This is a genomic window from Aureimonas sp. N4 (assembly GCF_001463925.1).
Taxonomy (GTDB): domain Bacteria; phylum Pseudomonadota; class Alphaproteobacteria; order Rhizobiales; family Rhizobiaceae; genus Aureimonas; species Aureimonas ureilytica_A.
On sequence record NZ_BBWS01000001.1, the window covers coordinates 53,205 to 65,941 of the forward strand.

The 12,737-nt window shown below is 67.6% G+C and carries 10 protein-coding genes and 1 tRNA gene; 7 read left to right on the plus strand and 4 right to left on the minus strand.

Annotation, left to right across the window (positions count from 1 at the left end):
• Positions 1-201: 201 nt before the first annotated feature.
• A complete protein-coding gene (locus tag AUL28_RS00215) occupies positions 202-1,185 on the plus strand; it encodes an ABC transporter substrate-binding protein (RefSeq protein WP_062230300.1) in 984 nt (327 codons plus the stop codon).
• 101 nt (positions 1,186-1,286) lie between these two features.
• On the plus strand, positions 1,287-2,885 hold the full coding sequence (locus tag AUL28_RS00220; RefSeq protein WP_082640147.1) for an ABC transporter permease: 1,599 nt from the start codon (positions 1,287-1,289) through the stop codon (positions 2,883-2,885).
• A gap of 25 nt (positions 2,886-2,910) precedes the next feature.
• Here the strand turns inward: AUL28_RS00220 and AUL28_RS00225 are convergent, their stop codons facing one another.
• The gene (locus tag AUL28_RS00225) at positions 2,911-4,023 is read right to left on the minus strand and encodes an ABC transporter ATP-binding protein (protein ID WP_062230302.1); all 1,113 of its coding nucleotides are present in this window, start codon (positions 4,021-4,023) and stop codon (positions 2,911-2,913) included.
• Between the two features lie 263 nt (positions 4,024-4,286).
• Between AUL28_RS00225 and AUL28_RS00230 the strand changes: the two genes are divergently transcribed.
• Positions 4,287-4,682, plus strand: a complete 396-nt coding sequence (locus AUL28_RS00230; protein WP_062223521.1) for a hypothetical protein — start codon at positions 4,287-4,289, stop codon at positions 4,680-4,682.
• 258 nt (positions 4,683-4,940) lie between these two features.
• Here AUL28_RS00230 and AUL28_RS00235 read toward each other — a convergent pair whose 3' ends face one another.
• The 3 genes from AUL28_RS00235 to AUL28_RS00245 all read right to left on the minus strand — a co-directional run bounded on the left by AUL28_RS00235 (position 4,941) and on the right by AUL28_RS00245 (position 8,500).
• Complete coding sequence (locus AUL28_RS00235) at positions 4,941-6,947, minus strand: HAMP domain-containing methyl-accepting chemotaxis protein (protein ID WP_156419843.1); 2,007 nt, start codon at positions 6,945-6,947, stop codon at positions 4,941-4,943.
• Between the two features lie 681 nt (positions 6,948-7,628).
• Positions 7,629-7,704 (minus strand) — tRNA-Ala (locus AUL28_RS00240).
• Between the two features lie 373 nt (positions 7,705-8,077).
• Positions 8,078-8,500, minus strand: coding sequence for a TIGR02300 family protein (locus tag AUL28_RS00245; RefSeq protein WP_058598850.1), 423 nt, complete (start codon positions 8,498-8,500; stop codon positions 8,078-8,080).
• 373 nt (positions 8,501-8,873) lie between these two features.
• On the opposite strand from AUL28_RS00245, the gene aroA reads away from it, so the two are divergent.
• From aroA to cmk, 4 genes are all read left to right on the plus strand, one after another.
• Entirely contained in the window at positions 8,874-10,226 is a 1,353-nt protein-coding gene (gene aroA, locus AUL28_RS00250; RefSeq protein WP_062230133.1) for a 3-phosphoshikimate 1-carboxyvinyltransferase, read from the plus strand.
• The gene (locus AUL28_RS00255; RefSeq protein ID WP_062230134.1) at positions 10,223-10,675 is read left to right on the plus strand and encodes a hypothetical protein; all 453 of its coding nucleotides are present in this window, start codon (positions 10,223-10,225) and stop codon (positions 10,673-10,675) included. The genes aroA and AUL28_RS00255 overlap by 4 nt, the downstream gene beginning before the upstream one ends.
• A gap of 69 nt (positions 10,676-10,744) precedes the next feature.
• Entirely contained in the window at positions 10,745-11,848 is a 1,104-nt protein-coding gene (locus tag AUL28_RS00260) for a serine hydrolase domain-containing protein (protein ID WP_062230136.1), read from the plus strand.
• A 145-nt stretch (positions 11,849-11,993) separates the two neighbouring features.
• Positions 11,994-12,623 carry a (d)CMP kinase gene (cmk, locus tag AUL28_RS00265; protein WP_062230304.1) on the plus strand — a complete coding sequence of 210 codons (630 nt, stop codon included), beginning with the start codon at positions 11,994-11,996 and terminating at the stop codon, positions 12,621-12,623.
• The last annotated feature ends 114 nt before the right edge of the window (positions 12,624-12,737 follow it).

Sequence of the window (12,737 nt, forward strand, 5' to 3'; positions counted from 1 at the left end):
CCGACCATGCTGTGTGTAATCGGATGCGGCCCGGACCCAATGGCCTTTCCCCGTGCTATCTCTTGCCTTTGAGTGGACCCGGAGCGCGTCGATCACGCCCGCGTGAGGTTCACGCTGATGTCATGCGGGCTGCGTAAGGCCGCCGAAACGATCCGTTTGCCCCCGCTTTCCGGGTGCATTCGACCTATGGGGGACTTGTCCATGTCACGCCTCTTCGGCCTTGCCGCCAGCCTGTCTCTTGCCGCCCTCGCTCTTGCCGGCCCCGCCTTGGCCGAGAGCAAGCTCACGCTCTACACGAGCCAGCCGAACGAGGACGCGCAGGCGACCGTCGATGCCTTCAAGGCCGCGCATCCCGACATCACGGTGGAATGGGTGCGCGAGGGCACGACCAAGGTGATGGCGAAGCTCCAGGCCGAGTTCGCCGCCGGCGCGCCACAGCCCGATGTGCTTCTGATCGCCGACAGCGTGACCATGGAAGGCCTTAAGCGCGACGGACGCCTCCTCCCCTTCCCCGAGGCCGACACCAAGGGCTTCGACGCCGCGCTGGTAGACAAGGACCATACCTATTTCTCCACCAAGCTGATCACCACCGGCCTGGTGGCCAACACGCGGGCGGGCGAAGCGCCGCGCGCCTGGAAGGATCTGCTCAAGCCCGAGATCGCCGCTAAGACCACCATGCCGAGCCCGCTCACCTCAGGCGCGGCGCTGGTGCATGTCGCGACGCTGGCGCAGAATTCCGAGTTCGGCTGGCCCTATCTGGAAACGCTCGCCAAGGAGGGCACGAGCGCCAGCGGTGGCAATGGCGCGGTGATGAAATCGGTGGCCGGCGGCGAAAAGGCTTACGGCGTGATCGTCGATTATCTTGCCATCCGGGAAGCGGCCAAGGGCGCGCCGGTGAGCTTCGTGTTCCCGACTGAAGGCGTGTCGGCGGTGACGGAGCCCGTCGCCATCCTGAAGACCGCGAAGAACCCGGACGGCGCCAAGCTCTTCGTCAACTTCCTGCTCAGCGAAGCCGGCCAGAAGCTGGCGGCTCGCCAAGGCTATCTGCCCGCGCGCAGCGGCATCGAAGGCCCGGCGGGCTTCCCCGCGCGCGACACGATCAAGCTCCTGCCCTTCGACGCGGCCAAGGCCCTGGCCGACGAGGCCGAGAACAAGAAGCGCTTTTCCGAACTCTTCGGCGGCTGAGGCAAGACGCGTTGAGAGCCACGCCCGCCGAGCGCTGGACGATCGGGGCGCTCGCCCTGATCGTCGCCCTTCTGTCGATCCTGCCGCTCGTCCGGCTGGCGATGGAAGCCGTTCTGCCCGGTGGGCGGGTGGATCTCGGCCCCGCGCTCGGCGTGCTCCAGGCGCGCTCGACCTGGATCGCCACCGGCCACACGCTGGCGACGGCCTCTGTCGGCACGCTGATCGCCGTCCTGATCGGCCTGACGCTGGCGCTTCTCGTCGGGCTGACGGACATTCGCGGTCGCAAGGTGTTGACCTTCTGCGCGCTTCTGCCGGCGATGATCCCGCCGCAGGTGACGGCGCTCGCCTGGGCGCAGCTGTTCGGCCCGGCCAGCCCGCTTCTCAACACGCTGGGCCTTGCCCCCGAACTCGGCTCGCCCAATCCGCTCTACAGCGCGGGCGGCATCATGGTGCTGCTCGGCGTCCAGCACGCGCCGCTGGTCTTCCTGTCGGTGCGCGCAGGCCTGCGCGCCCTGCCGCGCGATCTCGTGGAAGCGGCGCGTGCCTGCGGGGCCGGCCGGGGCCGCGTGCTCGCCACGATCATCCTGCCCGTCATGACGCCGCCGCTGGTGGCGGGTGCGGCCATCGCCTTCGTGTCGGCGGTCGGCAATTTCGGCATTCCCGCGCTTCTCGGCATTCCCGCCGGCTACACCGTCCTGCCGACGCTGATCTACCAGCGCCTTGCCGGCTTCGGCCCCGCGATCATCGGCGAAACGGCGGTTCTGTCCGTTATCGTCGGCCTCGTCGCCTTTAGCGGGCTGGCGCTTCAGGGGCTCGCCCTGCGCGGTCGGGACTATCGCCTGTCCGGCTCGGGCGCGGCGTTGGAGCCATTCCGCCTCGGCCGATGGCGCGGGGCGGTGGAGGCGCTGGTGGTGGCTCTCATGCTGGTGATGGTCGCAGCGCCCCTCGTCGGGCTGCTGGCGACCTCCCTCGTCACGGCCTACGGCGTGCCGCTCGGCCCGGCCACGGCGACGCTCGGCAACTATGCCGAAGTGCTGCTGCGCCAGGACATGACGATCCGCGCCTTTCGCAACTCGGCGGCTTTGTCGCTCGGCGCGGCGCTGCTTCTCGCCTGTCTCACCGTCCCGCTCGGCGTGCTTCTCGTCTGGCGCAGGAGCCGGCTGCTGCGCCTCGTCTCGACCGCCGCGGACATTCCCTATGCCCTGCCCGGCATCGTGCTCGGCATCGCGGCGATCCTTCTGTTCCTGAAGCCGCTGCCGCTTCTAGGTTTCGGCCTCTACAACACGATCTGGATCATCTTCCTGGCCTATCTCGCGCGCTTCCTGGTTCTGGAACTGCGCCCGGTCGTGGCGGGCGTCAGCCAGCTCGACCCCGCGCTGGACGAGGCCGCGCGCATGACCGGGGCGGGCTTCCTGTTTCGCCTGCGCACCATCGTCCTGCCGCTCGTCGCGCCCATGGCGGCGGCGGGAGCCATTCTCGTCTTCATGACGGCCTTCAACGAGCTGACGGTTTCGGCGCTGCTCTGGTCGGCCGGAAACGAGACGCTGGGCGTTGCCGTGTTCAATCTGGACGATGCCGGCCGCGCGCCGCTCGCCGCCGCGCTCGCCAGCGTGACGGTGGCGGTGATCCTCGCCGTCATGGCGCTCGGCTCGGCGCTGGCCCCGCTTCTGCCCAAGGGCGCGCTGCCCTGGACGGATTGAGCGCCGGCTCTTCGAGCCCCGCCGATCAGGCGAGCGCGGCTTCCCGCACCGGCAGGGTCGCGGCCTCGCCGCCCTCCGGCAGCAACCAACCGCCCTTGAGGCCGACGCGCAGGCTCTCGCCTTCCGCGTAAGGCGCGTCGGCATGGACGGCCAAGCGCAGGCCGGGAGCGGTCAGCGGCTCCACCACAAGGCGCGAATGCGCGCCCTTGAAGGTCGAGGACAGAACACGGGCGGGGAACCCGCCCGGCGCGTCGGCTTCCAGATCCTCGGCCCTCAGGCAGACGCGCCCGCGCGCCCCGGCGGGCAGGCGCAGGCCGGGGCGGCAGCGCAGATCGGCTTCGACACCGAGCAGCCGGGCCCGCGCATGGCCCTGCCCCGGCGAGAGAAGGATGTTGGCTTCGACCACATGGCCATGGCCGATGAAACGGGCGACCGCCTCGGTTGCAGGCTCGCGGTACAGGGTCGCCGGCGCGCTGACCTGAAGAATGCGCCCGCGCTCCATCACCGCGACCCGGTCCGCCATGGCCATGGCCTCGGCCTGATCATGGGTGACATAGACCATGGTCGCGCCCGTGCGCCGGTGGAAGGCGCGGAAGGTTTCCTCCATGGAGGCGCGCAGATGCATGTCGAGATTGGCGAGCGGCTCGTCCAGAAGCACGATGCCGGGCTCCATCGCGAGGCACCGGGCGAGCGCCACGCGCTGGCGCTGGCCGCCCGACAGATCGGCCGGACGCCGCCCTTCGAAGCCGGAGAGATCCACCGCCGCCAGCGCCTCGGCCACCTTGCGCGCTCGCTCGGCCCCACGCAGGCCTTTGACGCGCAGGGGATAGCCGACATTCTCGCCGACGCTCATATGCGGCCAGAGCGCATAGGACTGAAACACGATCGCGACCTGCCGCGCTTCGGGCTGCACGAAACAGCCCGGCCCGGCGACAAGCCGTTCGTCGAAAGCGAGCGTGCCGTCGGTCGGCGCCTCGAACCCGGCGATCAGCCGAAGCAGCGTCGTCTTGCCGCAGCCCGACGGCCCGAGCAGAGCCAGGAACTCGCCCGCCTGGATGTCGAGCGACACGTCATCCAGCGCGGCAGGCCCGTTCGGGAAGCGGCGCGTCACGCCGCGAAGGTGGATCGAACGCGCCATACCGGCCTCAAGCGTTTGCATCATCGTGCGTTTTCCCGGCCTGCCACACATCCATGACACAGCGATAACAGAAGCGTCCGCTGTGTCGCTGGCCGGAAACCCATTCGAAGGCCTTTCTCCGAAACGTGATCGGACGCCACTGATGGCCGCGCAAAAAGCTTGCGCACGTCTGGAACCAAGATCGGCTCTCCCGCCTTTTTGTCGCGAAGTTCATGTCGGCGCGGTGACACACCAAGCGCCTGTTTCCAAGATCGGATTTTCCAATGAAGACGCTCGCTCTGACCATTTCGGCCCTCGCCCTCATGGGTGGCGTTGCTTCCGCGCAGATGATGCCGGCTCCTCCGGCTGGCACGCCCGAGTCGGTCAGCAAGGTGCCGGTGCCGGGCAATGATTCCGGTATCGATTCCACCATGCCGGCCGATGCGGCTTCCCGTGTGATCACCCGCATGGATGCGCCGGTCGCGACCGACCAGACCAGCACCAGCTCGGTTCCTGTGCCGGGCAACACTTCGGGCATCGACTCCACCGTGCCGGCTGACGCAGCCTCCCGTGTGATCACCCGCACCGACGCCGTGCCGGCCGACACCGCAGCGGGCCGCAGCAGTGTTCCGGTCCCGGGCAACACGTCGGGCATCGACTCGACCGCTCCGGTTCGCTGAACGCAGCATATCGTCAGCTAAACGAGAAGGGATGCGCTCGAACGGGCGCATCCCTTTTTCATGGACGACGAGACACGCCGCCGTTCGCGTGATCCTCAATGCGCGATCGAAGGTGGGGCCGCCTTGTGGAACCATGGCCCTTTCCGAAAACGGGAAGGCCGTTTCGAAACGCAAAGCCTGTTCTGGGCGGTCCAGTCCGGCAAAACCGGGTCGGTTCGGTGCCCCGCCCTGCCTCAACCGGCCATGCCCCGCTGAGCTTCAGGCCGCTTGTCGAAGCCTCTCGCCATCGTGCCCGCGCTCAGCCGGCGCATTCTGGGCGACCTTCTCCGCCATGGCCGGCATAGGGCGAATGGTGTGGCCGCCCTCCAGCCCCTGCAGCACATCCTGCGCTTCGCTCGTGTTGAGCTGGAACTTGCCGACCTCATGGCGAAGCCGCTCGCCTTCCGTCGAAAGCTGCTCGGCCGTCTCCGCCATCGTACGGGCGCCGCTGGCATTGGATTGCGTCACCTGATCGAGCTTCTGAATGGCCTGGTTGATATGGTCGATGCCGATCGACTGCTCGCGGCAGGCGGCCGAAATCTCGGACACGAGTTCAGCCGTCTTCCGGATATCGGGCACCAGCCGCTCCAGGCGCGAGCCGGCGTCTTCGGCCACCACCAGCGTGCGCATCGACAGATCGCCGATTTCCATCGCCGTCCTCTGGGCCCGCTCGGCCAGCTTGCGCACTTCGGAGGCCACCACGGCAAATCCCTTGCCATGTTGGCCGGCGCGGGCCGCTTCGATCGCGGCATTCAGCGCGAGGAGATCGGTCTGGCGCGCGATCTCCTGTACCATGGCAATCTTTTCGGCGATGTCGCGCATGGCCTGCGTGGATTGCGCCACCGCTTCGCCCGTCGTGCCGGCATGTTGGGCCGCCTGCGCCGCAATCTTCTCCGTGGTCGAAGCGTTGTCGGCATTCTGGCGGATATTGGCGCTGATCTCCTCGATCGCGGCCGAGGCCTCTTCGGACGCAGCCGCCTGCTCGCACGAGCCTGACGACAGCTGTGCCGCCGTGGATGAGGATTTCTGCGAACCCGCCGAAACCTGCGATACCGACATCTGCACGGTATGGATCGTCGCCGACAGGCGGAGGCGCGTATGGCACAGGCGCGTCAGCACATCGCCCAGTTCGTCCGTCCGTCCATGCGCGATGCTCTGCGACAGATCACCCTCGGCGATCAAGTCCAGATTGTCGTTGAGCTGGCGCAGGCCTCGGGTGAGTGAGAGCGCGACCCAGCCGGCCACCCCGATCCCCAGGATCAAGGTCACCGCCAGAGCGGCGATCGCGCCGTTTCGCATGGCGACGTAGCGCGCCTGCGCGTCGGCGGCGAACGCGGTCGCCATCTCGTTCGAACGATCCACCATGTCGTCGATGCGCTTCTTCATGGCGAGCGCGGCGGGCCGCTGCTTGGCGCCCAGGAAGGCCAGCGTATCGTTCAGCGAATTGTCCTCGCCCTTCCGCTCGGCCGCCTGCATGGTGGCGGCGACGCTCGTCCAGGCCTGGGCAAGGGCGTCGACACGCGGCGCGAGGCGCTCCGGCGCGGCGCTGCGAAGCGCCTGGATGTGATTCTGCGCCGCGTTCAGCGAGGCGACGAAGCGGCGCTTGGCCGAGGCGGTAACCTCAGGCTCGCTATGGGTCAGAATGTCCACCATATCGAGCCGCGTGCGCAGATAGGCTTGCTCGGCCTTGCCGAGCAGCAGCGGAAGCTGGCCGGCGGAGCCATCCTTCGGCAGGGCGGCCCTCAAGGCGCCGAGCGCCGTTTCAAAGGCGGCATTGTCGGCTTCGATCCGCTCGACAGCCTCTTCCGTCGAATGAATGTCGGCGGCCTGCGCCAGGTCCAGCGCCTGATCGGACACCGCCCGCAGGGCCGCGACAGCGGCCTTGAGATCGCTGAAATCCTGCTCGGCCTCCGCCGACGTCACGGACGCGGCATAGGAGGCCATCGCCTTGTCGATGCGTGCCCAGGACTCGGCGTAGCGTGCACGCTCCGCCGGCATTTCATCGCGCGAAACGGTGATGGTCGAACGAAGGGCGTTGCGCACGCTTTCGAGCTGCGCCGACAGCTCCTTGAGGTTCTGGACCTGCTGGAACGGGTGCTCGACGAATTGGGAGAATCGGTCTGCGTTTTCGGAAAGCGAGGTGATGCCGAAGGCGCCGAGAGCGCAGGCAAAGACCAGAATTGAGCCAAATCCTGCAATGAGTCGGCCTTTCAATGAGAAACGCATGATCAAGACAACCCAAAGGAGGATACTACGATGCCGTATCCTGACACGCGATCGTTTGACATAACGTGTCCCAAAGCAGCCCCAAGACTCTATCTCTCACGATTTGGTTTTCTCGTAGTAAATAGCTCGGATAGACTGACAGTTCGCAAGAATGTGCATTAGCGCATTCCGAACCGGTACAATCCCAACGTTGGGCCAGAGCCGCTCAAGTGATGGTCGCAGCCTCACCCGCCCTCTCGTACGCGGAACATTCCTACACGAAGGCTAGGAAAGCCGACCGCAGAAATCAGGATCGTCGGGTCGAGCGTCCGCTTCACACGAAGACGACCCCGTCTGTGTTTCTCGTCCGCGAGCTATCGCGTGCAGTTCCCGCAGCGCCTAAAGCCCAGAGGAAACCGACGATCGATGCCGGCAAATCCTGCTGGATGCTTCAAAGCAGCCGACTCGCGACCGCGCCGCGCCCAACAACAAGGGCCACAGCGGACGGTGCGAAAGGCTCGCACCGAAAGCCCTGCTCCCACAGCGGGCAAACCGACAGACAAAGACCAGAGCCCACCACGCCCCGAAGATCGCCGACCCGGTATCAACGAGACACATGAGCGTCGAAACAGGAACAAGCCCGCACAGCAAGCTGGCAGACTACCATCTCATTCGGTGATTATCAGATGCGGAGGTTTAGGGTGGTGGAGCCAATCGGGATCGAACCGACGACCTCTTGAATGCCATTCAAGCGCTCTCCCAGCTGAGCTATGGCCCCAGTGCCACTTTCGTGGCAACCTCGTCAGGGCCGTTGGGCCGGCCCCGCATCTGGTGTGAGCGCTTTCTAGGAGAAGGCCCGGGGGAACGCAAGCGAAAAAATCGAGGCACCGACACGAAAGTGAAATCGGACCGTCAAGCCTCTGTCATGACTTGGTTTTTAGCTGACCGACTGTGAGTCTCCACGGCTCCGCACGCGGCGAATCGCCAGGGATCGACAGGCCTGCCGGCTCGAATCATCGGCCCTTTGGTTTGGCGAGGCCGGGTCAAAAACAAGGAACCGGGTCGAAGACAAGAAAAAAGGGAGGATCGGCCGATCCTCCCTTTCTCGTCGCGTTACGAACCCGCGCCGCGCGCGGCGTCTGCGCCGGAGATCAGACGTCGTCCTCGTCGTCGCGACCGCCGCCGATAATGTCGGTCATGTCGTCGTCTTCGTCTTCGTCGTCGGCCAGGAACGTGTCGTCGTCATCGTCGCTGTCGTCGTCCACGACATCGTCGTCCTCGTCGCCATCGACATTGGGCAGATCGTTCTTGGGTGCGGTCGCGCCGCCCTCCTCGTCTTCCACGTCGTTGATCGAGACCGTCTCCTCATCGGTCTCCGCGACCTCGGTGACTTCCTGCTCTTCGGTCTCTTCCTCCTGCTGGACGCGGCTGCGCGAGGCCTTCACCGTCTCGAAGAAGGACAGGGGATAGGACTTGCCGGTATAGGGAGAGACGATCGGGTCCTTGTTCAGGTCGTAGAATTTGCGCCCCGTTTCCGGGTCGACGCGCTTCGTGCCGAGTTCTTGTTTCGCCATGGGTTCGCCTTTCGAAAGGGAGCGGGATCGCCCGCATGTGTCGGGCGCCGACCGGGCCGGGTCATCCCATATCGCCGCAAGGCCGGCCGGTCGAGGGGTAGGAAAAAGCGGAAGGTCCCATACGGCCTGCGCCGGGGCTTGTCAAAGCGACGCCATTTGCCGCGTGTCCCCGATAGCCGGTCCGCGCCTCCGCGCGGTGTCGTCACGCAGGGCGAGCGTCCGGCCGCCGCCATCGCGCCCGGCCCCTCCCGCCCCGGCGCTGGCCTAGGCTCTTCCCCTGCGCGCGGTTTGGATGGTAGGCGAGCACCAGACAGATCCCAGGAGAAGACGAGCAGGCCCACGCGCCCCGGCTCGCGACGAGGACGAAGCCGCCATGACGGGTCACGCCGCCGCCCCCCGCCCCCTCCAGAGCCGCCGCAAGGGCGCCCTTTCCGGGCGCGTGCGCGTGCCCGGCGACAAGTCGATCTCGCACCGCGCCTTTCTGTTCGGCGGCCTCGCCGCCGGGCGCACCCGCGTCACCGGCCTTCTGGAAGGCGAGGACGTGATCGCCACCGGCCGCGCCATGCGCCAGATGGGCGCGCGGATCGAGCGCGAGGGCGAGGCCTGGATCATCGATGGCGTGGGCAATGGCGCGCTCCTGGAGCCGGACGGCGTTCTCGACTTCGGCAATGCCGGCACCGGTGTGCGCCTCACCATGGGTCTCCTCGGCCCCTATGACTTCACCACGACCTTCGTGGGCGACGCCTCGCTGTCGCGCCGGCCCATGGGCCGCGTGCTCGACCCCTTGCGCCAGATGGGCGTTCAGGTTCTGGCCCGCTCCAAGGACCGGCTGCCGCTCTCGATCCGCGGCCCGCGCGTCGCCGCCCCGATCGAATACCGCGTGCCCATGGCCTCGGCGCAGGTGAAGTCCGCCGTGCTGCTCGCCGGCCTCAACACGCCGGGCGTCACCACCGTGATCGAGCCGGTCATGACGCGCGACCACACCGAGCGGATGCTGGAAGGCTTCGGCGCGAAGGTCTCGGTCGAGACGGATGCATCCGGCATCCGCACGATCCGCCTCGAAGGTCAGGGCGAGCTGAAGGGCGTGCCGGATTTCGTGGTGCCGGGCGATCCGTCCTCGGCGGCCTTCCTCGTCGTCGCCGCGCTGCTCGTGCCGGGCTCGGACGTGGTGATCGAGAACGCGCTGATGAACCCGACCCGCACGGGCCTGATCGAGACGCTGCGCGAGATGGGGGCGTCCATCGAGGCCGTGAACCCGCGCCTGTCGGGCGGCGAGGAGGTGGCGGACCTCCATGTGCGCCATTCCGCGCTGCGCGGCGTCACCGTGCCCCCCGAGCGCGCGCCGTCCATGATCGACGAATATCCCGTGCTCGCCGTCGCCGCCGCCTTTGCCGAAGGCGAGACGCTGATGCAGGGGCTGGACGAGCTGCGCGTCAAGGAATCCGACCGTCTCGCCGCCGTCGCCGCGGGCCTGAAGGCCAATGGCGTCGTGCATGAGGAAGGCGAGGACTGGCTGCGCGTCACCGGCCGCCCGGACGGCTCGGGCCTCGGCGGCGGGCGGGTCGAGACGCATCTCGACCACCGCATCGCCATGAGCTTCCTCATCATGGGTCTGGCCAGCCAGCATCCCGTCAGCGTCGACGACGCCACGATGATCGCGACGAGCTTTCCCGAATTCGAGGGGCTGATCGAAACGCTCGGCGGCGAACTCCAGCCGGCGGAATGACGGCATCCGAAGGGGCCGTTCTCGCGCTCTTTCTCGCGATCTTCGGCCCCCTCGCCTTTCTTTACGGACGAAGCCTCGCGCATCGTGTTCATGCGCAGGCGCGCCGCTACGGCGGCTCGGCCCTCCACATTATGGCGGCCAAACTCGTGCTGCCGGCCCTCGTTGCCCTGTCGCTCGCCTTGCGCTTCTCCGGTTCGGAACTGGACGAATGGCTGGCCTGGACCGCCAGCGGCACCCTGCGCGCTGCGATCTCCGCGCTCTGGTTCATCGGCTCGATCGCGGGCATCCTGTTCTTCGCGGCGATCCCGTTCGTCTTCGGACGATGCTTCGCCTTGATCGCCGTGGCCTTCGGCTGGTTCCAGCATCTGGAGCACCAGCCGTCCCGCTCCGGCGCGGCCGGGTTCCGCGAGCGCGCGGCGCGCGCCGAACCCGAGGACGACGAGGGTTGAGCGCCCCCGCGCAGGCTTGAGCCCCCCGCCCGTCTGGGCTCACAATGAGCGCCGGGGAGGACATCCATCATGATTCGAGCCGAACGCATCGACCGGGTGATCGATGAGGCCATCGCGGCGCGCCGCCTCGTCGGCGCCGTCGTGATGGTGGTCGAGGGTGGAGCCATCACCTATCGCCGCGCAGCCGGGCTGGCCGATCGGGAAGCCGGCATTCCGATGCGCGAGGACACGCTGTTTCGCGCGGCCTCTCTGACCAAGCCCCTGGTGGCGGCCACGATCCTGGCGCTGGCCGAGAAGGGGCGGCTCGCTCTCACCGACCCCGTGACGAAGTCCCTGCCCGAGTTCCGGCCGAAGCTCGCGGACGGCCGCGAGCCGGCGATCACGCTGGCGCAGCTTCTGACCCATACGGCGGGTCTCACCTATTCCTATCCGCGCGACCGCGCGATCACCTCGGGCCTGCCCGACACGGCCGTGACGCTGGAGGAGACGCTGCGCCGCATCGCCGCCCAGCCGCTCGCCTACGAGCCGGGCACGGCCTGGGCCTATTCCATGGCGACGGACGTGCTGGGCGCGGTGGCGGCCGCCGTCCACGGCTCGACACTGGCCGAGGCCGTGCGCGCGCATGTGACCGGGCCGCTCGGGATGGCGGACACGGATTTTCCACCGGTCGACGCCGCGCGCCTCGCGGTGCCCTATGGCGACGGCGAGGATGAACCCGTGCGTATGGGCGAGCCGCATGTGATGGCGAGCCCCTGGGGCGATCGGCTCACCTTCTCGCCGTCCCGCATTCTCAATCCATCCGCCTTCCAGTCCGGCGGCGCGGGCATGGCGACCACCGCGCCCGACTATATCCGCTTCCTCACCGCCATTCTGTCCGGCGGCGGGCCGATCCTCCAGCCGGACACGGTGCGCCGCGCGCTCGCCAACCAAACGGGCGAGATCGAGCAGGCACCGGGCAAGCGCTTCAGCTATCTCGGCTCCACCACGATCGACCCGGCCATGGCCGAGCTGCCTTGGCCGGCGGGCACCAATAGCTGGGGCGGCATCTACGGCCATATCTGGTCGATCGACCCCGCGAGCGACATCGCGATGGTCTCGCTCACCAACACCGCGCTCTATGGCGGCGAAGGCGCCTTTCCGCTCGCGCTGCGCCGCGCCCTCTATGACGGCTGAATGTCAGACCTCTTTTTCAGCCAAAGCCATGTCCGCCTTGGGATAATCCGCGGACCGGGGCCGGGAGCCGTTGAGCTTGACCTTCGTTGACGGCAAGAAGGAGAAGCGCGCGCAGCTGTCGCGCGCAGAAGCATTAAGAGGGACCATGGCGCTCGTGATCGCGATCGACGGACCGGCGGCCGCCGGCAAGGGCACGCTCGCCAAGCGGCTCGCCGCCCATTACGGCCTGCCCCATCTCGACACCGGGCTTCTCTACCGCGCGGTCGGGCGCCTGGCGCGCGAGCGCGGCGTCGATCTGGACGATCCCGAGGCCGCCGGGGCGGTGGCGCGCGATCTCGTGCCCTCGCATCTCGACGACGGCACGCTGCGCGGCCACGAGGCCGGAGAACTCGCCTCGCGCGTCGCGGCCCATTCGCCGGTGCGTCAGGCCCTGGATGCCTTCCAGCGAAGTTTTGCCGCGCAGCCCGGCGGCGCGGTTCTCGACGGGCGCGACATCGGCACGGTGATCTGCCCCGATGCGCCGGTGAAGCTCTTCGTCACCGCCTCGCCGGAGGTGCGCGCGCGCCGGCGCACGGACGAATTACTCGCCAAGGGCCGGCCCGTGGATTACGAAACCATCCTCACCGAGGTGCGCGAGCGCGACCGGCGCGATGCCGGGCGCAGTGTCGCGCCGTTGAAACCAGCGGCCGACGCGCGCTTGCTGGATACGAGCGAACTGGGTATAGAGGATGCGTTCCGGGCCGCTTGCGCAATCATCGACGCTGCGCCACATTAACGGAACACGAAGACGTCAGGCCGCCGCTTTCGAACCTTTAGGGGTTGGAAACGCGCGGTTTTAACGTATTCAATGTGAACGAACCATCGCCGAAGGCCGGTCCACCGCGCCGAA

What these genes read in the sequence shown, in the direction of transcription:
- AUL28_RS00215 (WP_062230300.1), top strand. Translation starts at nt 202, where the DNA reads ATGTCACGCCTCTTCGGCCTTGCCGCCAGCCTGTCTCTTGCCGCCCTC.
- AUL28_RS00220 (WP_082640147.1), top strand. Translation starts at nt 1,287, where the DNA reads ATGGAAGCCGTTCTGCCCGGTGGGCGGGTGGATCTCGGCCCCGCGCTC.
- AUL28_RS00225 (WP_062230302.1), bottom strand. Translation starts at nt 4,023, where the DNA reads ATGGCGCGTTCGATCCACCTTCGCGGCGTGACGCGCCGCTTCCCGAAC.
- AUL28_RS00230 (WP_062223521.1), top strand. Translation starts at nt 4,287, where the DNA reads ATGAAGACGCTCGCTCTGACCATTTCGGCCCTCGCCCTCATGGGTGGC.
- AUL28_RS00235 (WP_156419843.1), bottom strand. Translation starts at nt 6,947, where the DNA reads ATGCGTTTCTCATTGAAAGGCCGACTCATTGCAGGATTTGGCTCAATT.
- AUL28_RS00245 (WP_058598850.1), bottom strand. Translation starts at nt 8,500, where the DNA reads ATGGCGAAACAAGAACTCGGCACGAAGCGCGTCGACCCGGAAACGGGG.
- aroA (WP_062230133.1), top strand. Translation starts at nt 8,874, where the DNA reads ATGACGGGTCACGCCGCCGCCCCCCGCCCCCTCCAGAGCCGCCGCAAG.
- AUL28_RS00255 (WP_062230134.1), top strand. Translation starts at nt 10,223, where the DNA reads ATGACGGCATCCGAAGGGGCCGTTCTCGCGCTCTTTCTCGCGATCTTC.
- AUL28_RS00260 (WP_062230136.1), top strand. Translation starts at nt 10,745, where the DNA reads ATGATTCGAGCCGAACGCATCGACCGGGTGATCGATGAGGCCATCGCG.
- cmk (WP_062230304.1), top strand. Translation starts at nt 11,994, where the DNA reads ATGGCGCTCGTGATCGCGATCGACGGACCGGCGGCCGCCGGCAAGGGC.